Raw genomic sequence first — 18918 nt, forward strand, 5'->3', positions numbered from 1 at the left:
AATTCCTACCAGACGGCACTGACAGCGGCGGCCGCGCGCAGAGCGGCGGGGCCCGGCCACCGTGTTCGGTGTCCGGGCCCCGCTGTCATGACTGTGCGGTACTGCTGGTGCCGCGACCGGCGAGGCCGGCCCGACGGGGCGAAGCCCGCCGGGAGGGGCACTGACTAGAGACCGGCTGCCGCGCGCAGGGCGTCCACCCGGTCCGTGCGCTCCCAGGTGAAGTCCGGCAGCTCACGGCCGAAGTGGCCGTACGCGGCGGTCTGGGCGTAGATCGGGCGGAGCAGGTCGAGGTCCCGGATGATCGCGGCCGGGCGGAGGTCGAAGACCTCACCGATGGCGTTCTCGATCTTCTCGGTGTCCACGGCCGCGGTGCCGAAGGTCTCGACGAAGAGACCGACCGGCTCGGCCTTGCCGATCGCGTACGCGACCTGGACCTCGCAGCGCGTGGCGAGCCCGGCGGCCACCACGTTCTTGGCGACCCAGCGCATCGCGTACGCCGCGGAACGGTCGACCTTGGACGGGTCCTTGCCCGAGAAGGCGCCGCCGCCGTGGCGGGCCATGCCGCCGTAGGTGTCGATGATGATCTTGCGCCCGGTCAGACCCGCGTCGCCCATCGGGCCGCCGATCTCGAAGCGGCCGGTGGGGTTCACCAGGAGGCGGTAGCCCTCGGTGTCCAGCTTGATGCCGTCCTCGACGAGCTGCGCGAGCACGTGCTCGACGACGAACTCACGGATGTCGGGCGCGAGCAGCGAGTCCAGGTCGATGTCGGAGGCGTGCTGCGAGGAGACCACCACGGTGTCCAGGCGGACCGCCTTGTCACCGTCGTACTCGATGGTGACCTGGGTCTTGCCGTCGGGACGGAGGTAGGGGATGGTCCCGTTCTTCCGAACCTCGGACAGCCGCCGGGAGAGGCGGTGGGCGAGGTGGATCGGGAGCGGCATCAGCTCCGGGGTCTCGTCGCAGGCGTAGCCGAACATCAGGCCCTGGTCGCCCGCGCCCTGCTTGTCGAGCTCGTCCTCATCGCCCTCGACCCGCTTCTCATAAGCGGTGTCGACGCCCTGCGCGATGTCCGGCGACTGCGCGCCGATGGAGACCGAGACGCCACAGGAAGCACCGTCGAAGCCCTTTTTGGAGGAGTCGTAGCCGATCTCCAGCACCTTGTTGCGCACGAGGTTGGGGATGTCGGCGTAGGCCTTGGTGGTGACCTCGCCCGCGACATGCACCAGACCAGTGGTGATCAAGGTCTCGACGGCGACGCGCGAGGCGGGGTCCTCGCGCAGGAGCGCGTCGAGAATCGTGTCGCTGATCTGGTCAGCGATCTTGTCGGGGTGACCCTCGGTGACGGATTCCGAGGTGAAGAGACGGCGGGACACATCGCTCCCTGGGGTTGCAGCGGCTGCTGGCTGATCATGGGTGGTACGTCCGAGAGCTGCGCTCGGAGCGTGCCGTCGACCAGTTTATCGGTCGTATCCGGCGGCCGGGCCAGGTGTCTCGCCCTTTGGAAGTTCCGTGACCTGCGCCACAGGAGGTTCCAGTAGGACAATCCGCCCTTCCCGGCGACCTGTTTACACCCTATAGGGCCTTTTCAGTCGCCCGGAGGGTTGGTGATGAAATCGGCTGGAACCTTCCCGAAACCAGGTCCCAGACCGTGTCGGCGAGCGCTTCCTTGGGGCCGTGGGGAACTGGTGTCTCCTGGCCGTCGGCGGCGAGGACGACCGCTTCGTTCTCCTCGGAGCCGAAGGTCTTGCGCTCCCCCACCTCGTTGACCACGAGCAGGTCGCAGCCCTTGCGGCGGAGCTTCTCACGGCCGTTGGCCAGCACATCGTCGGTCTCGGCGGCGAAGCCCACGACGATCTGGTCCGGCCGAGCCCGCTCGGCGGCGACCTCGGCGAGGATGTCGGGGTTGCGGACCAGCGGGACGGCGGGGGCCTCCTCGCCGTCCTTCTTCTTGATCTTGCCCGGGGCGTAGTCGGCGGGACGGAAGTCGGCCACCGCGGCCGCCATCACCACGGCGTCCGCGTCGGCGGCCGCCTTCAGCACGGCCTCCCGCAGCTGTACGGCGGTGCCGACCCGCAGGACGTCGGCCCCGGCCGGATCGGGCAGCCCGGTGTTGGCCTCGATCAGGGTGACCCGGGCACCGCGGGCGACCGCCGTGCGCGCCAGTGCGTACCCCTGCTTGCCGGAGGAGCGGTTGCCGAGGAACCGGACCGGGTCCAGCGGCTCGCGCGTGCCGCCCGCGCTGATCACCACATGGCGGCCCGCGAGGTCGGGCTCGGTGACCCCGCGCGCCAGCACCCGGCGGCAGACCTCGAAGATCTCGCCCGGGTCGGGCAGCCGGCCCTTGCCGGTGTCGACGCCGGTGAGCCGCCCGACGGCGGGCTCGATGACGACGGCGCCCCGGCGGCGCAGCGTCGCGACGTTCTCCTGGGTGGCCGGGTGCTCCCACATCTCGGTGTGCATGGCGGGCGCGAAGACCACCGGACAGCGGGCGGTCAGCAGGGTGTTGGTGAGCAGGTCGTCGGCGAGCCCGTGGGCCGCCCTGGCCAGCATGTCGGCGGTCGCCGGGGCGACCACCACGAGGTCGGCCTCCTGCCCGATCCGTACGTGCGGGACTTCGTGCACGTCGTCCCAGACCTGGTCGGAGACGGGGTGCCCGGAGAGCGCCGACCAGGTCGCGGCGCCCACGAAGTGCAGCGAGGAGGCGGTCGGGACGACCCGTACGTCATGGCCGGACTCGGTCAGCCGGCGCAGCAGCTCGCACGCCTTGTAGGCGGCGATGCCCCCGCTGACCCCCAGGACCACCTTCGGCTTGTCCACTGCGTCTCCCCGCACTCGGCAACGTAACGGCTATGTGTGCGGTCCCATGCTGCCTCACCGCGCGGAACGCGTTCACCCGGCCCCGGACACGCCTCAGGCCCGGCGTACGGGCCGCCGGGCCTGAGGACGAGGTGCTGTTCTGCCTACTGCGCGGGGCCCTCGATGGCCTCGGAGGTCAGCAGACCCGCGTTGATCTCGCGGAGCGCGATCGACAGCGGCTTCTCGTGCACGTGGGTGTCGACGAGCGGACCGACGTACTCAAGGAGACCCTCACCGAGCTGCGAGTAGTACGCGTTGATCTGGCGGGCGCGCTTGGCCGCGTAGATCACCAGGCTGTACTTCGAGTCGGTGGCCTCAAGGAGCTCATCAATCGGCGGGTTGATGATGCCCTCGGGCGTGGTGATGGAAGAGGACACTCTCTGCCTTCCGAAGGGGGTAAAGATCAAAGATCACAGTAGATCTAAGCCTGAAGCATCAAGGCTAGCAGCTCGCGGGCCACGTCCTCGACGGAGGTGTTGACCAGCGTCGTATCGAACTCGGCCTCGGCGGCCAGTTCGACCTTCGCGGCGGCGAGCCTGCGCTCGATGACCTCGGGCGCCTCGGTGCCCCGGCCGGTGAGCCGGCGCACCAGCTCCTCCCAGCTCGGCGGCGCCAGGAAGACCAGGCGTGCGTCGGCCATCGACTCGCGGACCAGCCGGGCGCCCTGGAGGTCGATCTCCAGCAGGACCGGTTCCCCGGCCTCCAGGCGGTCCAGCACGGCGCGGCGCGGCGTGCCGTAGCGGTTGCCCGCGAACTCGGCCCACTCCAGCAGCTCGCCGTTGGCGACGAGCTTGTCGAACTCCTCGTCGTCCACGAAGAAGTAGTGCACTCCGTTGCGCTCCCCGGGGCGCGGCTTGCGTGTCGTCGCCGACACGGAGAGCCAGACCTCGGGGTGCACGGTGCGCATATGAGCGACGACCGTGCTCTTGCCGACCCCCGAGGGGCCGGAGAGCACGGTCAGCCGCGGACGTACGTCCGGGGGTACGGGGGACGTCCCCCGGGATGTTGCAGCCATGGGGCGATTATCCAGGTTCTCAGGGGTGCCTGAGAACGTCAGGCGGCGGTGCCGCCGAACTCACGCTCCAGGGATGCGATCTGGTTGGAGCCAAGACCCCTGACCCGGCGGCTCTCGGAGATGCCGAGACGCTCCATGATCTGCTTGGCGCGGACCTTGCCGACGCCCGGCAGGGATTCCAGCAGTGCGGAGACCTTCATCTTCCCGATGACGTCGTTCTCCTGGCCCTGCTTGATGACCTCGTGGAGGGAGGCGCCGGAGTGCTTGAGTCGATTCTTGACCTCGGCCCGCTCCCGGCGAGCCGCGGCGGCCTTTTCGAGCGCGGCTGCGCGCTGTTCAGGGGTAAGGGGCGGAAGAGCCACGCCTACGTCACCTCGGATGTCGATCTGTCGGATACGGACCGGCGGGGAAGCTGGACGCCCCCCACCAGGTGAGCGACGAACACACTGTGCTCGGCCGCTCTCGACGGAGACTAGCGGCCTGGGCCGCTGTAGTCAGCGAGAACAGACGAAAAGTCCTGGTCAGCTGTGCCCGACCAGGACTTTCCCGACATATCGACCAGGTTTCCGGTCAGTAACTCGTCAGTGATTCGTCAACACGCTGTAAACGTGTCAGGGTCAACTGCCGGATACGGCACGACGGACCTCGTCCGCGAACCGTTCGGCCGCTTCGCGCAGCCCGGACGCGTCCGGGCCGTGGCGCAGCACGCCCCGGCTCACACTGGGGACCACGTTGCCCACGGCGTCGCCGAACACCGTCGGCAGGTCCGCCGGGGTCGCCCCCTGGGCGCCGATGCCGGGCGCCAGGAGCGGCCCGTTGATGGCCAGGTTCACCCCCGCGTCGCCGAGCGTCGCGCCGACCACCGCGCCGACCGAGCCGAGCGGGGCCGCCCCCGCGTTCTCGGCCGCCATGTGGTCGAGCATCAGCTGGGCGAGCGAGCGGCCGTCGGCGGCCGTGGCGCGCTGGACCTCGGCACCCTCCGGGTTGGAGGTGAGGGCGAGGACGAAGACGCCCGCGCCGGAGACGGCGGCCGCGTCGAGCGCCGGTCGCAGCGAGCCGAAGCCGAGGTACGGGGAGACGGTCACCGCGTCGGAGAAGAGCGGGGAGTCCTTGTCCAGGTAGGTCGCCGCGTAGGCGGCCATGGTGGAGCCGATGTCGCCGCGCTTGGCGTCCATCAGGACGAGCGCCCCGGCTGCCCGTGCCTCTTCGACGGCCTTCTCCAGGACGGCGACGCCACGCGAGCCGAAGCGCTCGAAGAACGCGGACTGCGGCTTGAGGACGGCGACCCGGTCGGCCAGCGCCTCGACCACCGTACGGGTGAAGCGCTCCAGGCCCGCGATGTCGTCGTTCAGCCCCCAGGAGGTGAGCAGCGAGGCGTGCGGGTCGATGCCGACGCAGAGCGGCCCACGGGTGTCCATGGCGTGGCGCAGGCGGGCACCGAAGGGTTCGGGGGTCACAGGGCGGCCTTCTTCCGGGTCTCGGCGCCGACGGCCTCGGCGAGGGTGGCGTACGGGGATGCGGCGAGCCGCGCGGCGAGGCCCTTGTGGATGCCGCGGGCGTAGAAGGGGCCTTCGTAGATGAAGGCGCTGTAGCCCTGGACGAGGGTGGCCCCGGCCAGGATGCGCTGCCAGGCGTCCTCGGCGTTCTCGACGCCCCCGACGCCCACCAGGGTGATCCGGTCCCCCACACGGGCGTACAGGCGGCTCAGGACCTCCAGCGAGCGCTCCTTGAGGGGTGCGCCGGAGAGTCCGCCGGTCTCTCCCACCAGGGCGGGGTCGGATTTCAGGCCCAGGCCCTCGCGGGCGATGGTGGTGTTGGTGGCGATGATGCCGTCCAGGCCCAGTTCCACGGCGAGGTCGGCGACGGCGTCGACGTCCTCGTCCGCGAGGTCCGGGGCGATCTTGACGAGCAGCGGGACCCGCCGGGTGGTGACGGTGCGGTCGGCGGCCTCGCGTACGGCGGTGAGCAGCGGGCGCAGCGACTCGGTGGCCTGGAGGTTGCGCAGGCCGGGGGTGTTGGGCGAGGAGACGTTGACGACCAGGTAGTCGGCGTGGGCGGCGAGGGCCTCGGTGGACTTCACGTAGTCGGCGGCTGCTTCGGCCTCGGGCACGGCCTTGGTCTTGCCGATGTTGACGCCGACGGTCGTACGGAAGACCGGGTTGCGGGCGGCCAGGCGGGCGGCGACGGCGGCGGAGCCCTCGTTGTTGAAGCCCATGCGGTTGATCAGCGCGCGGTCGGCGACGAGCCGGAAGAGCCGCTTCTTGGGGTTGCCGGGCTGGGCTTCGCCGGTGACGGTGCCGATCTCGATGTGGTCGAAACCGAGCATGGCCATGCCGTCGATGGCGACCGCGTTCTTGTCGAAGCCTGCGGCGAGCCCGAAGGGGCCGTGCATCCGCAGGCCGAGGGCCTCGGTGCGCAGCTCCTTGAAGCGGGGGGCGAGGGCGGCGGCGAGGAAGGTGCGCAGGACGGGGATGCGGGCGGCGAGGCGGATCCAGCGGAAGGCGGCGTAGTGGGCCTGCTCGGGGTCCATCCGCTTGAAGACCAGCCGGAAGAAGAGCTTGTACATGGGGAGGTGTCCTTGGTGCTCGGTGGGCTCGACGGGGCTCGCAAAGAGGGGGACACCGTTTCCGGTGTCCCCCTCTCCGGGCGGCTAGTCGCGGGCCGCTGTCAGATGCTCGGCGTGTTCCTGGAGGGAACGGACGCCCACGTCGCCGTGGTTGAGGGCGTCGATGCCCTGGACGGCGGCGGCGAGCGCCTGGACCGTGGTCAGGCAGGGGACCGAGCGGGCGACGGCCGCGGTGCGGATGTCGTAGCCGTCGAGCCGTCCGCCGGTGCCGTACGGCGTGTTGACGATGAGGTCGACCTCGCCGTCGTGGATGAGCTGGACGATGGTCTTCTCGCCGTTCGGTCCGGTGCCCTCGGACTGCTTGCGCACCACGGTGGCGTTGATGCCGTTGCGCTTGAGGACCTCCGCGGTGCCGGAGGTGGCCATCAGCTCGAAGCCGTGGGCGACCAGCTCGCGGGCCGGGAAGATCATCGAGCGCTTGTCCCGGTTGGCGACCGAGATGAACGCGCGGCCCTTGGTGGGCAGCGGGCCGTACGCACCGGCCTGCGACTTGGCGTACGCCGTGCCGAAGACCGAGTCGATGCCCATGACCTCGCCGGTGGAGCGCATCTCCGGGCCGAGGACCGTGTCGACGCCCCGGCCGTGGATGTCGCGGAAGCGCGACCACGGCATCACGGCCTCCTTGACGGAGATCGGCGCGTCCAGCGGCAGGGTGCCGCCGTCGCCGGTCTTCGGCAGCAGGCCCTCCTCGCGCAGCTCGGCGATGGTCGCGCCGAGCGAGATGCGCGCGGCGGCCTTGGCGAGCGGGACCGCGGTCGCCTTCGAGGTGAAGGGGACCGTGCGGGAGGCGCGCGGGTTGGCTTCGAGGACGTAGAGGATGTCGCCGGAGAGCGCGAACTGGATGTTGATCAGTCCGCGGACGCCGACGCCCTTGGCGATGCCCTCGGTGGAGGCGCGCAGCCGCTTGATGTCGAACCCGCCGAGGGTGATCGGGGGCAGGGCACAGGCCGAGTCGCCGGAGTGGATGCCGGCCTCCTCGATGTGCTCCATGACGCCGCCGAGGTACAGCTCGGTGCCGTCGTAGAGGGCGTCCACGTCGATCTCGATGGCGTCGTCGAGGAAGCGGTCGACCAGGACCGGCCGGGTGGGGCTGATCTCGGTGGACTCGGCGATGTACGCGGCGAGGCGCGTCTCGTCGTACACGATCTCCATGCCGCGCCCGCCGAGGACGTAGGACGGCCGCACGAGGACGGGGTAGCCGATCTCGTCGGCGATGGCCTTGGCCTCGCCGAAGGTGGTGGCGGTGCCGTGCTTGGGCGCGGGCAGTCCGGCCTCGGCCAGGACCCGGCCGAAGGCGCCGCGGTCCTCGGCGGCGTGGATGGCCTCCGGGGAGGTGCCGACGACGGGCACGCCGTTGTCCTTGAGCGCCTGGGAGAGGCCCAGCGGGGTCTGGCCGCCGAGCTGGACGATGACTCCGGCGATCGGGCCCGCCAGCGACTCGGCGTGCACGATCTCCAGGACGTCCTCCAGGGTGAGCGGCTCGAAGTAGAGCCGGTCGGAGGTGTCGTAGTCGGTGGAGACGGTCTCCGGGTTGCAGTTGACCATGACGGTCTCGTAGCCCGCGTCGCTGAGCGCGAAGGACGCGTGCACACAGGAGTAGTCGAACTCGATGCCCTGGCCGATGCGGTTGGGGCCCGAGCCGAGGATGATCACGGCGGGCTTGGTGCGGCTCGCGACCTCGCTCTCCTCGTCGTACGAGGAGTAGAAGTACGGGGTCTTCGCGGCGAACTCGGCGGCACACGTGTCGACGGTCTTGTAGACCGGGCGGACGCCCAGCGCGTGCCGGACCTCGCGGACGACGTCCTCGCGCAGCCCGCGGATCTCACCGATCTGGGCGTCGGAGAAGCCGTGCCGCTTGGCCTCGGCGATCAGGTCGGCGTCCAGGCGTTCGGCAGAGGCCAGCTCGTCGGCGATCTCCTTGATCAGGAAGAGCTGGTCGACGAACCAGGGGTCGATCTTCGTGGCGTCGAAGACCTCCTCCTGGGTGGCTCCGGCCCGGATCGCCTGCATGACGGTGTTGATGCGGCCGTCGGTGGGCCGGACCGCCTCGGCCAGCAGCTCCGCCTTGTCACCGACCGGGCCGGTGAAGGCGAACTGCGAGCCCTTCTTCTCCAGCGAGCGCAGGGCCTTCTGGAGGGCCTCGGTGAAGTTCCGGCCGATCGCCATGGCCTCGCCCACCGACTTCATGGTGGTGGTGAGGGTGGAGTCGGCGGAGGGGAACTTCTCGAAGGCGAAGCGCGGGGCCTTGACGACGACGTAGTCGAGGGTCGGCTCGAAGGAGGCCGGGGTCTTCTCGGTGATGTCGTTGGGGATCTCGTCCAGCGTGTAGCCGACGGCCAGCTTGGCGGCGATCTTGGCGATCGGGAAGCCGGTGGCCTTGGAAGCGAGCGCCGAGGAGCGGGAGACGCGGGGGTTCATCTCGATGACGATGACCCGGCCGTCGGTGGGGTCGATGGCGAACTGGATGTTGCAGCCGCCGGTGTCGACGCCGACCTCGCGGATGATCGCGATGCCGATGTCGCGCAGCCGCTGGTACTCGCGGTCGGTGAGCGTCATCGCCGGGGCGACGGTGATGGAGTCGCCGGTGTGGACGCCCATCGGGTCGAAGTTCTCGATGGAGCAGACGACCACGACATTGTCGTTCCTGTCGCGCATCAGCTCCAGCTCGTACTCCTTCCAGCCGAGGATGGACTCCTCCAGGAGCACCTCGGTGGTCGGGGAGAGCGTGAGGCCCTGTCCGGCGATACGGCGCAGCTCCTCCTCGTCGTGGGCGAACCCGGAGCCGGCGCCGCCCATGGTGAAGGAGGGGCGGACGACGACGGGGTAGCCGCCGAGGGTGTCGACGCCCGCGAGGACGTCGTCCATGGAGTGGCAGATGACCGAACGGGCGGACTCGCCGTAGCCGGTCTTCGCCTTGACGGCTTCCACGACGCCCTTGAAGAGGTCGCGGTCCTCGCCCTTGTTGATCGCCTCGACGTTGGCGCCGATGAGCTCGACGCCGTACTTCTCCAGGACACCGTTCTCGTGCATGGAGATCGCGGTGTTCAGCGCGGTCTGGCCGCCGAGGGTGGGCAGGAGCGCGTCGGGGCGCTCCTTGGCGATGATCTTCTCGACGAACTCGGGGGTGATCGGCTCGACGTAGGTGGCGTCGGCGATCTCCGGGTCGGTCATGATCGTCGCCGGGTTGGAGTTCACCAGGATGACGCGCAGGCCCTCGGCCTTGAGGACGCGGCAGGCCTGGGTGCCGGAGTAGTCGAACTCGGCTGCCTGACCGATGACGATCGGGCCGGAGCCGATGACCAGGACGGACTGGATATCGGAGCGCTTAGGCACGCTGGCCCTCCATCAGGGATACGAAACGGTCGAAGAGATACGCGGCGTCGTGCGGGCCCGCGGCCGCCTCGGGGTGGTACTGGACACTGAAGGCGGGCCGGTCCAGGAGCTGGAGGCCCTCGACCACCTGGTCGTTCAGGCAGACGTGGGAGACCTTGGCCCGCCCGTAGGGGGTCTCGGAGTCACGGTCGAGGGGCGCGTCGACGGCGAAGCCGTGGTTGTGCGCGGTGACCTCGACCTTGCCGGTGGTGCGGTCCTGCACCGGCTGGTTGATGCCGCGGTGGCCGTACTTCAGCTTGTAGGTGCCGAAGCCGAGCGCGCGGCCGAGGATCTGGTTGCCGAAGCAGATGCCGAAGAGCGGGGTGGACCGCTCAAGCACGCCCCGCATGAGGGCGACCGGGTGGTCGGCGGTGGACGGGTCTCCGGGGCCGTTGGAGAAGAAGACGCCGTCGGGCTGGACCGCGTACACCTCCTCCAGGGTGGCGGTGGCGGGCAGCACGTGGACCTCGATGCCGCGCTCGGCCATCCGGTGCGGGGTCATGCCCTTGATGCCGAGGTCGATCGCGGCGACGGTGAACTTCTTCGTGCCGATCGCGGGGACGACGTAGGCCTCCTTGGTGGCGACCTCGGCGGAGAGGTCGGCACCGGCCATCTCGGGGGCCTGGCGGACCTTGGCGAGGAGCGTGCCCTCGTCGGCGATCGCGTTGCCGGAGAAGATCCCGACGCGCATCGCGCCGCGCTCGCGCAGATGGCGGGTGAGGGCGCGGGTGTCGACGCCGCTGATACCGACGACGCCCTGCGCGACCAGCTCCTCGTCCAGCGAGCGCTGCGAGCGCCAGTTGGAGGGCTTGCGGGCGGGGTCGCGGACGACGTAGCCGGAGACCCAGATGCGGCCCGACTCGGGGTCCTCGTCGTTGACGCCGGTGTTGCCGACGTGCGGGGCCGTCATGACGACGACCTGGCGGTGGTACGAGGGGTCGGTGAGGGTTTCCTGGTAGCCGGACATGCCGGTGGAGAACACCGCCTCGCCGAAGGTCTCCCCCACGGCCCCGTAGGCGCGGCCGCGGAAGGCGCGGCCGTCCTCCAGGACGAGTACGGCGGGGGTCTGGGCCCCCCGGGTGGAGATCGTCATCGTGCGGTGCCTTCCGTAGTGGTGCTGGTGAGGTGGTTGACGGCGTCGACCCAGGCCTGGTGCTCGGCGGCGTGGTCGGAGCGGAAGCCGGAGTCGATCAGCGTCCCGCCGTGCGCCCAGGTGATGATCAGCAGGCCGCCCTCGGGGAGGACCTTGCCCGCCAGCGCCTTGTCGAGGCGGGCCTCGCGCAGGGCCTCGGCCGGGACGAAGAAGTCGGCCGCCCCGGGGCGTACGACGTCCAGGCCGCGGGCGGTGAGCGTGAGCTCGGTACGGCTGCGGGTGCCGAGGCCGTGCGCGACGATCCGGTCGAGCCACTGCCCGGCGGTGGTGGAGGCGTGGTAGCGCCCCTTGAGCGTCAGGAGCACCTCGTCGTCGGCGAAGCCCTCGGGCGTGGCCGGGAGCTCGGGCAGGCCCGACTGGAGGCTGGCGCGCCACTTCCAGCCCTGGCGCATCAGCCAGTAGACGAGGGCGATGAAGACGAACAGGCCGACCACCCAGGCGATGCGGGCGGCCCAGTCCGTCACTTCCGCCGACTTCTGCTCGGCGGCCAGGTGGTACAGGGGGGTCAGAGTTGTCACGCGAGCTTCCCGTCGACGACCGTGGCACGGCCCCGCAGGAAGGTATGGGTGACGCGGCCCGGCAGCTCACGGCCCTCGTAGGGGGTGTTGCGGCTGCGGGACGCGAAGCCCGCGGGGTCCACGGCTCCACGGTATGCCGGATCGACCAGGGTGAGGTTGGCGGGCTCACCCGCCGAGACGGGACGGCCGTGTCCGACGAGTCGGCCGATGGCCGCGGGGCGGAAGGACATGCGGTCGGCGACGCCCGCCCAGTCGAGCAGGCCGGTGTCGACCATCGTCTGCTGGACGACCGAGAGGGCGGTCTCCAGGCCCACCATCCCCATGGCGGCCGCGGCCCACTCGCAGTCCTTGTCCTCGTGCGGGTGCGGGGCGTGGTCGGTGGCGACGCAGTCGATCGTGCCGTCGGCGAGCGCCTCGCGCAGGGCCAGCACGTCGGCCTCGGTGCGCAGCGGCGGGTTCACCTTGTAGACCGGGTTGTAGCTGCGGACCAGCTCGTCGGTGAGGAGGAGGTGGTGCGGGGTGACCTCGGCGGTGACGTTCCAGCCCTTGGACTTGGCCCAGCGCACGATCTCCACGGACCCGGCGGTGGAGAGGTGGCAGATGTGGACGCGGGAGCCGACGTGGGCGGCGAGGAGGACGTCGCGGGCGATGATCGACTCCTCCGCGACGGCGGGCCAGCCGCCGAGACCCAGCTCTGCCGAGACGATGCCCTCGTTCATCTGGGCGCCCTCGGTGAGGCGGGGCTCCTGGGCGTGCTGGGCGACGACGCCGTCGAAGGCCTTCACGTACTCCAGGGCGCGGCGCATGATCACCGCGTCGTCGACGCACTTGCCGTCGTCGGAGAAGACCTTCACCCCGGCGGCCGAGTCGTGCATGGCGCCGAGCTCGGCGAGCTTCTTACCCTCCAGGCCGACGGTGACGGCGCCCACGGGCTGCACGTCGCAGTAGCCGGACTCCTTGCCGAGCCGCCAGACCTGCTCGACGACGCCCGCGGTGTCGGCGACGGGGAAGGTGTTGGCCATGGCGTGGACGGCGGTGAAGCCGCCGACGGCCGCGGCCCTGGTGCCGGTGAGGACGGTCTCGGAGTCCTCACGGCCGGGCTCGCGCAGATGGGTGTGCAGGTCGACCAGGCCGGGCAGCAGGATCTGCCCCTCGGCCTCGATCACGGTGGCGCCGGCGGCGTCGAGGCCGGTGCCCACCTCGGTGACGGTCTCGCCGTCGATCAGTACGTCCTGCGGCTCGCCGCCGAGGATCCGCGCACCGCGAATGATGGTCTTGCTCATGGTTACTTGTTCTCCTCGGTACGGGCGGGGGCGGCGGACAGCGCGGTGTCGGAGCCGCCGAGCAGCAGGTAGAGCACGGCCATGCGGATGGAGACGCCGTTGGCGACCTGCTCGACGACCGTGCAGCGGTCGGAGTCGGCGACCTCGGCGGTGATCTCCATGCCGCGGACCATCGGGCCGGGGTGCATGACGACGGCGTGTTCGGGCATCCTCGCCATCCGCTCGCCGTTCAGGCCGTAGCGGCGGGAGTATTCGCGCTCGGTCGGGAAGTAGGCGGCGTTCATCCGTTCGCGCTGCACACGCAGCATCATCACCGCATCGGACTTCGCCAGCACGTCGTCGAGGCTGTAGCTGACATCGCAGGGCCACTTCTCGACGCCCACCGGGACGAGGGTGGGCGGGGCCACCAGGGTGACGTGCGCGCCGAGCGTGGTCAGCAGGTGGACGTTGGAGCGGGCGACGCGGCTGTGCAGGATGTCGCCGACGATCGTGATGCGGCGGCCGTCCAGGTCACGGCCGAGCCCGGCGTCGGCTCCGACGAGCCGGCGGCGCATCGTGAAGGCGTCCAGCAGGGCCTGGGTGGGGTGCTCGTGGGTGCCGTCCCCCGCGTTGACCACGGCCCCGTCGATCCAGCCGGAGGTGGCGAGCCGGTAGGGAGCGCCGGAGGCGCCGTGCCGGATGACCACGGCGTCGGCGCCCATCGCCTCCAGGGTCAGGGCGGTGTCCTTGAGGGACTCGCCCTTGGAGACCGAGGAGCCCTTGGCGGAGAAGTTGATGACGTCGGCGGACAGCCGCTTGGCGGCCGCCTCGAAGGAGATACGGGTCCGGGTCGAGTCCTCGAAGAAGAGGTTGACGACGGTTCGGCCGCGCAGGGTGGGGAGCTTCTTGATCGGCCGGTCCGCGACCCGGGCCATCTCCTCGGCGGTGTCGAGGATCAGGACGGCGTCGTCGCGGGTGAGGTCGGCGGCCGAGATGAGGTGACGCTTCATCTGGGGGTTCTCCGGGTGGCTGGAGGGAGTTTCAGACATGCGGGCGCGCGGGAGTCGCCGTACGGCCCTTCAGTGGCGCAGGGGCGTACGGAAGGGCTCGGGCTACTGCGCGTCCGCCGGGGCGGCCTGCTGGACACCGAGCAGCACGGCGTCGCGGCCGTCCTCCTCGGCGAGCTGGACCTTGACCGTCTCCCGCAGCGACGTGGGGAGGTTCTTGCCGACGTAGTCCGCGCGGATCGGGAGTTCCCGGTGACCGCGGTCGACGAGGACCGCGAGCTGTACGGCGCGGGGGCGGCCGATGTCGCCGAGCGCGTCGAGCGCGGCGCGGATCGTGCGGCCGGAGAAGAGGACGTCGTCGACCAGGACGACCAGGCTGCCCTCGATCCCCTCGCCGGGGATCTCGGTGCGGGCCAGGGCGCGCGCCGGGCGCAGCCTCAGGTCGTCCCGGTACATGGTGATGTCGAGGGAGCCGACCGGCATCTTCCGGCCGGTGATGTCTTCGAGTTTGTCGGCGAGCCTGCGGGCGAGGAAGACGCCTCGCGTCGGGATGCCGAGCAGCACCACGTCGTCGGCGCCCTTGGCGCGTTCGACGATCTCGTGGGCGATACGGGTCAGAACACGGGCGATGTCGGGGGCCTCCAGAACGGGGCGTGCCGCGTTGCCAGTGTCGTCGTGCTGTGCGTCCATAAGAAACGGACCTCCTTCTCCGCCTCACGGGACGGACCTTAAAGGACGTCGAAATTGCGTCATCCACGTTACCAGGGCTTGCACGGCGCCCTGGTACCGCCCCCGGGAGGTGCCGGTCCGGATCATTCGGCTTGACGCATCCAAGTAACGCTGCGTAACCTCACAGTGAGTTACCAGCCACGCGGCGCAGCCGCACACTGTTCCAGCGTCCGGGGAGCCATATGTCCAGCGAATACGCAAAACAGCTCGGGGCCAAACTCCGTGCCATCCGCACCCAGCAGGGCCTTTCCCTCCACGGCGTGGAGGAGAAGTCCCAGGGGCGCTGGAAGGCGGTCGTGGTCGGTTCGTACGAGCGCGGCGACCGTGCCGTGACCGTGCAGCGCCTCGCCGAGCTGGCGGACTTCTACGGGGTCCCGGTGCAGGAGCTGCTGCCCGGCACGACGCCGGGCGGGGCCGCCGAGCCGCCGCCGAAGCTCGTCCTGGACCTGGAGCGCCTCGCCCACGTCCCGCCGGAGAAGGCCGGTCCGCTCCAGCGCTACGCGGCCACGATCCAGAGCCAGCGCGGTGACTACAACGGCAAGGTGCTCTCGATCCGCCAGGACGACCTGCGCACCCTGGCCGTGATCTACGACCAGTCGCCGTCCGTGCTCACGGAGCAGCTGATCAGCTGGGGTGTGCTGGACGCGGACGCGCGGCGCGCGGTCTCCCACGACGAGGGCTGAGCGAGCGGGAGCGGGGCCGAAGGGCCTCAGCAGACCCCCCAGCAGAAACGTACCGCCGGGCCGGCGGGGACCTGAACGGGTCCCCGCCGGCCCGGCGTTCTTCGTCTCTCCTCCGTCGCGCTCCCGCCTCCGTCGCGCGTTCGTCCCTCCCGCCCGGGGACGTCGAAGGGCCCACGGTCGGTCGACCGTGGGCCCTTCGACGCGAGGTGCGCGACCGAACCGTCCGGGGCTACTGCTCCCGGCGGAGGTTCGGCTTGAGGTCCTTGAAACGGGCCAGCAGGCCGTTCACGAAGGACGGGGAGTCATCGGTGGAGAACTCCTTGGCGAGCTGGACGGCCTCGTCGATCACCACGGCGTCCGGGGTCTCGTCCAGCCAGATCAGCTCGTATGCACCGAGCCGCAGGATGTTCCGGTCGACGACCGGCATGCGGTCGATCTCCCAGTCCACGGCGTAGGTGACGATGAGGTCGTCGATGCGGTCCGCGTACTGCGCGTACCCCTCGACGAGCTCCATCGTGAATTCGCCGACCGGCGGCTGACGGTCGTCGGTCCGCGAGTGCCGAACCCAGTCCGCGAGGACACTCTGCACGGACTCACCGCGCTGGTCGGCCTCGAAGAGGATCTGGAAGGCGCGCTTGCGGGCCTTGTTCCGGGCAGCCACGGTTAGCTGTTCACCCGGCCGAGGTAGTCGCCCGTACGGGTGTCGACCTTGATCTTCTCGCCGGTGGTGATGAAGAGCGGCACGCCGATCTCGTAGCCGGTCTCCAGGGTGGCGGGCTTGGTGCCACCGGTGGAGCGGTCGCCCTGGACGCCCGGGTCGGTGTGCTGGATCGTCAGCTCGACGGCGGCGGGCAGCTCGACGTAGAGCACCTCGCCCTCGTACTGGGCGACGGAGGCGGTGAAGCCCTCGATCAGGAAGTTGGCGGCGTCGCCGACGGCCTTGCGGTCGACCATGAGCTGGTCGTAGGTGTCCATGTCCATGAAGACGAAGTACTCGCCGTCCATGTACGAGAACTGCATGTCGCGGCGGTCAATGGTGGCCGTCTCGACCTTCACGCCGGCGTTGAACGTCTTGTCGACGACCTTGCCGGAGAGCACGTTCTTGAGCTTGGTGCGCACGAAGGCAGGGCCCTTGCCGGGCTTGACGTGCTGGAACTCGACGACGGACCAGAGCTGGCCTCCGTCGAGCTTGAGCACCATGCCGTTCTTGAGGTCGTTCGTGGAAGCCACGGTTGCGGAATCTCCTGGGCTGAAGCTGGTGGAACGACCGAGGATCCGCGCTAGAGCGCGAGCAGCTCCTTGGTCGTCATGGTGAGTAGCTCGGGTCCGCCGTCCGCCTCGGGGCGCACGACGAGCGTGTCATCGATCCGGACACCGCCCCGGCCCGGGAGGTGGACCCCCGGTTCGACGGTGACCGGCACACAAGCGTCCAGTTTACCCATGGCTGTCGGTGCCAGTTGCGGGTCCTCCTCGATTTCGAGCCCCACACCGTGCCCGGTCCGGGGTACGAGGCCCTCCCCGTGCCCGGCGGAGTCCAGCAGATGGCGCGCCGCGTGGTCCACGTCCCGGTAGGCGGCCCCCGGCGCCAGCGCCTCCCGCCCGGCCCGCTGAGCGGCGAAAACAAGGTCGTAGAGCTCGATCTGCCACTCGGCCGGGGCGGTGCCGATGACGAAGGTACGGCCGATCTCGCACCGGTAGCCGTGGTAGCTCGCGCCCAGGCTGACGGAGAGGAAATCTCCCTCCTCCACCCTGCGGTCGGACGGCCGGTGCCTGCCCTGGCCGGAGTTGGGGCCGGTGGCTACGGAAGTGGCGAAGGCGGGGCCGTCCGCCCCGTGGTCGACGAGGCGGCGTTCCAGTTCGAGCGCGAGGTGCCGCTCGGTGCGGCCGACCAGGATCGACTCCAGGAGCTCACCCAGGGCCTGGTCGGTGATCTCGGCGGCGATCCGCAGGCAGCCGATCTCCTCCTCGTCCTTGACGATCCGCTGCTGCTCCACGACGAAGCCCAGATCAGCGAGTTGGAGGCGGTGGGCGGCCTGTCCCATAGCGCGGTGGCGGGCCACGGTCAGATCGTGTTCCTCGACGGCGAGCGAAGCGGCGCCCGACGAGGCGGCGAGGGCCGCGGCGGCGACCACCGGGTCCCCGTCCGGGGCGGGTAGGAGCTCGATGCGGAGCGCCTCGTCGGGCCGCCCGTGACCGGGCTCCCCCGTCGGGGCGCGGGGGCAGAGCAGGACGTCCTCGCCGGGGCCGAGCAGCAGCACGGCGCCGGGAGGCGCTCCGCCCGCGAGATAGCGGACGTTGGCGGGGCGGGAGACCAGGGCGGCCGCGGAGCCCGCGGCGGCGCACCGGTCGCGGAGCAGCCCGCGTCGGACGGCGTGCACCTCTGACATGCTCCGAGCGTACGAGCGGGGACGCCGCACCGCCCGGTCAGCGCATCCGACCGGGGGCCGGAAGGCCGGGCAGCGCGGACGGGACAGCGGCCGACGACAGGGGCGACGCGGCGCGGGCGGCGCGGGACGGGTCGGCATACGGGCCTGCCACCTGGCCCCGCGTGGGGCCGGCGGTCGTGCGGGCAGCTGTCTGTCGGACGAGCGGCCGTCTGTCGGAGAGGCGGCTGTCGGGCAGGCGGCTACCAGGTGGGCGGGCTCGCGATGGAGCGGGCGAGGACGTCGTCCAGGACGCGGGCCGTCGTCTCGACGTCGTACGTGGAGTTGTCGATGATCGGAAGGCCGGAGCCGTACCAGCCCGCCATCCGGCCGTGGATGCGGGCGACCTCCTCGTCGGAGAGGCGGCGGTTGCCGCTGCGCGCCGCGTTGCGCTCCAGGACGATCTCCAGGCCGGGCAGCAGCACGACGGGCAGCAGGCCGGGGCCCACATGCCGCTTCCAGCCGCCGAGGCCGACGACCGGGCGGTCGGGGAAGACCGCGTCGTCGAGGATGCACGAGATGCCGTTGGCGAGGAAGTTGCGTGCGGCGAACCCGCAGGTGCGGCGGGCCAGGCGGTACTGGGCCTCGGAGTGGTCGTTCCAGCCGGCCTGCGGGTCGGCGAAGCCGGAGCAGACCCACTCGCGGACGTCGTCGAGGGAGACATGGGCGGTGGGCACCCGGCGGCGGGCCGCCCAGAGCCTGGCGACGGTGGTCTTGCCCGCGCCCGCGGGGCCGATCAGAAGCACGGCGAGGGTCGCGCTGCCGGTGCCGGGCTCGGCGGGGGGCGCGGGCAGCCCGACGGGGCCGCCGGGGGGCAGCTGGACGTACCCGGTCGCCTGGCCGCCGGAGGGCGGCGGCGTGGGCCCGGTGCCGCTCCAGCCGTGCTGGGGGGCCTGTCCGGGGGCCGGTGGCTGCGGGGCCTGGCCCTGAGCCGGAGGCTGCCCCTGGCCATGGGGCGGAGAATGCGGAGCCTGACCGGGGGCAGGGGGCCGTGGGGGTTGGCCGGGAGTCGAGGGCTGGGGCGCCTGGCCAGGGGCCGGAGGCTGCGGAGCCTGGCCGTGAGCCGAGGGCCGGGGGGCCTGGCCCGGGGCCGGAAACCCGGGTATCGGGGGCGGGCCGGGGTGACCGGGGTGCTGGGCCTGGTGCGACCAGCCGACAGACCCGTTCCCGGGGCCGTGGGGCGGCGGCAGCGGGGCCCCCACTGCGTGCTGCATCCGGTGCCACTCCGTCTCGTCACTGCAACTGGCGCTGATGGGACGGCTACCGTACCTTCC

General features: G+C 70.9%; 18 protein-coding genes. 1 reads left to right on the plus strand and 17 read right to left on the minus strand.

Translation table 11 applies throughout. The features are described 5' to 3' along the window. Nucleotides 1-164: 164 nt before the first annotated feature. From metK to pyrR, 13 genes are all read right to left on the minus strand, one after another. Nucleotides 165-1373: a methionine adenosyltransferase gene (gene metK, locus ACZ5WC_RS14220; RefSeq protein WP_096630919.1), complete on the minus strand. Its 1209-nt coding sequence runs from the start codon at nt 1371-1373 to the stop codon at nt 165-167. 199 nt (nt 1374-1572) lie between these two features. Continuing rightward, nucleotides 1573-2817: a bifunctional phosphopantothenoylcysteine decarboxylase/phosphopantothenate--cysteine ligase CoaBC gene (gene coaBC, locus ACZ5WC_RS14225; protein WP_468541069.1), complete on the minus strand. Its 1245-nt coding sequence runs from the start codon at nt 2815-2817 to the stop codon at nt 1573-1575. 143 nt (nt 2818-2960) lie between these two features. Next, nucleotides 2961-3233: a DNA-directed RNA polymerase subunit omega gene (gene rpoZ, locus ACZ5WC_RS14230; RefSeq protein WP_003970369.1), complete on the minus strand. Its 273-nt coding sequence runs from the start codon at nt 3231-3233 to the stop codon at nt 2961-2963. 44 nt (nt 3234-3277) lie between these two features. Continuing rightward, on the minus strand, nt 3278-3871 hold the full coding sequence (gene gmk / locus ACZ5WC_RS14235) for a guanylate kinase (RefSeq protein ID WP_096630916.1): 594 nt from the start codon (nt 3869-3871) through the stop codon (nt 3278-3280). Between the two features lie 38 nt (nt 3872-3909). Beyond that, on the minus strand, nt 3910-4233 hold the full coding sequence (locus ACZ5WC_RS14240) for an integration host factor (protein ID WP_031515413.1): 324 nt from the start codon (nt 4231-4233) through the stop codon (nt 3910-3912). A gap of 255 nt (nt 4234-4488) precedes the next feature. Then, nucleotides 4489-5328, minus strand: a complete 840-nt coding sequence (gene pyrF / locus ACZ5WC_RS14245) for an orotidine-5'-phosphate decarboxylase (RefSeq protein ID WP_311118749.1) — start codon at nt 5326-5328, stop codon at nt 4489-4491. Continuing rightward, complete coding sequence (locus ACZ5WC_RS14250) at nt 5325-6437, minus strand: quinone-dependent dihydroorotate dehydrogenase (protein WP_468541070.1); 1113 nt, start codon at nt 6435-6437, stop codon at nt 5325-5327. Before ACZ5WC_RS14250 ends, pyrF begins: the two co-directional genes overlap by 4 nt. A gap of 84 nt (nt 6438-6521) precedes the next feature. After that, entirely contained in the window at nt 6522-9830 is a 3309-nt protein-coding gene (carB, locus tag ACZ5WC_RS14255) for a carbamoyl-phosphate synthase large subunit (RefSeq protein WP_468541071.1), read from the minus strand. Next, the gene (gene carA / locus ACZ5WC_RS14260; protein ID WP_468541072.1) at nt 9823-10962 is read right to left on the minus strand and encodes a glutamine-hydrolyzing carbamoyl-phosphate synthase small subunit; all 1140 of its coding nucleotides are present in this window, start codon (nt 10960-10962) and stop codon (nt 9823-9825) included. The genes carB and carA overlap by 8 nt, the downstream gene beginning before the upstream one ends. After that, the gene (locus tag ACZ5WC_RS14265) at nt 10959-11540 is read right to left on the minus strand and encodes a PH-like domain-containing protein (RefSeq protein ID WP_468541073.1); all 582 of its coding nucleotides are present in this window, start codon (nt 11538-11540) and stop codon (nt 10959-10961) included. Before ACZ5WC_RS14265 ends, carA begins: the two co-directional genes overlap by 4 nt. Next, nucleotides 11537-12823 carry a dihydroorotase gene (locus ACZ5WC_RS14270; protein WP_468541074.1) on the minus strand — a complete coding sequence of 429 codons (1287 nt, stop codon included), beginning with the start codon at nt 12821-12823 and terminating at the stop codon, nt 11537-11539. The genes ACZ5WC_RS14265 and ACZ5WC_RS14270 overlap by 4 nt, the downstream gene beginning before the upstream one ends. Before the next feature lie 2 nt (nt 12824-12825). Further along, nucleotides 12826-13812 (minus strand): aspartate carbamoyltransferase catalytic subunit, encoded by a 987-nt coding sequence (locus ACZ5WC_RS14275; RefSeq protein WP_468541075.1) that lies wholly within the window; start codon nt 13810-13812, stop codon nt 12826-12828. 102 nt (nt 13813-13914) lie between these two features. Beyond that, nucleotides 13915-14499 carry a bifunctional pyr operon transcriptional regulator/uracil phosphoribosyltransferase PyrR gene (gene pyrR, locus ACZ5WC_RS14280; protein ID WP_468541076.1) on the minus strand — a complete coding sequence of 195 codons (585 nt, stop codon included), beginning with the start codon at nt 14497-14499 and terminating at the stop codon, nt 13915-13917. A gap of 221 nt (nt 14500-14720) precedes the next feature. Here pyrR and bldD point away from each other — a divergent pair, with 221 nt between their 5' ends. Continuing rightward, nucleotides 14721-15221 (plus strand): transcriptional regulator BldD, encoded by a 501-nt coding sequence (bldD, locus tag ACZ5WC_RS14285; RefSeq protein WP_003970358.1) that lies wholly within the window; start codon nt 14721-14723, stop codon nt 15219-15221. Between the two features lie 229 nt (nt 15222-15450). Here the strand turns inward: bldD and nusB are convergent, their stop codons facing one another. From nusB to ACZ5WC_RS14305, 4 genes are all read right to left on the minus strand, one after another. Continuing rightward, nucleotides 15451-15882: a transcription antitermination factor NusB gene (gene nusB / locus ACZ5WC_RS14290; RefSeq protein ID WP_032768166.1), complete on the minus strand. Its 432-nt coding sequence runs from the start codon at nt 15880-15882 to the stop codon at nt 15451-15453. Between the two features lie 2 nt (nt 15883-15884). After that, nucleotides 15885-16451 carry an elongation factor P gene (efp, locus tag ACZ5WC_RS14295; protein ID WP_311118753.1) on the minus strand — a complete coding sequence of 189 codons (567 nt, stop codon included), beginning with the start codon at nt 16449-16451 and terminating at the stop codon, nt 15885-15887. 50 nt (nt 16452-16501) lie between these two features. Beyond that, nucleotides 16502-17608 (minus strand): M24 family metallopeptidase, encoded by a 1107-nt coding sequence (locus ACZ5WC_RS14300; RefSeq protein ID WP_468541077.1) that lies wholly within the window; start codon nt 17606-17608, stop codon nt 16502-16504. A 239-nt stretch (nt 17609-17847) separates the two neighbouring features. Further along, entirely contained in the window at nt 17848-18858 is a 1011-nt protein-coding gene (locus tag ACZ5WC_RS14305) for an AAA family ATPase (protein WP_468541078.1), read from the minus strand. Nucleotides 18859-18918: the final 60 nt, after the last annotated feature.

This window comes from Streptomyces sp. NPDC033165 (assembly GCF_055577965.1).

Bases quoted from the DNA above. Each gene is read 5' to 3' on its own strand.
- gmk (WP_096630916.1), bottom strand. From the start codon at position 3,871: ATGGCTGCAACATCCCGGGGGACGTCCCCCGTACCCCCGGACGTACGT.
- ACZ5WC_RS14250 (WP_468541070.1), bottom strand. From the start codon at position 6,437: ATGTACAAGCTCTTCTTCCGGCTGGTCTTCAAGCGGATGGACCCCGAG.
- carA (WP_468541072.1), bottom strand. From the start codon at position 10,962: ATGACGATCTCCACCCGGGGGGCCCAGACCCCCGCCGTACTCGTCCTG.
- ACZ5WC_RS14270 (WP_468541074.1), bottom strand. From the start codon at position 12,823: ATGAGCAAGACCATCATTCGCGGTGCGCGGATCCTCGGCGGCGAGCCG.
- ACZ5WC_RS14275 (WP_468541075.1), bottom strand. From the start codon at position 13,812: ATGAAGCGTCACCTCATCTCGGCCGCCGACCTCACCCGCGACGACGCC.
- pyrR (WP_468541076.1), bottom strand. From the start codon at position 14,499: ATGGACGCACAGCACGACGACACTGGCAACGCGGCACGCCCCGTTCTG.
- bldD (WP_003970358.1), top strand. From the start codon at position 14,721: ATGTCCAGCGAATACGCAAAACAGCTCGGGGCCAAACTCCGTGCCATC.
- ACZ5WC_RS14300 (WP_468541077.1), bottom strand. From the start codon at position 17,608: ATGTCAGAGGTGCACGCCGTCCGACGCGGGCTGCTCCGCGACCGGTGC.
- ACZ5WC_RS14305 (WP_468541078.1), bottom strand. From the start codon at position 18,858: ATGCAGCACGCAGTGGGGGCCCCGCTGCCGCCGCCCCACGGCCCCGGG.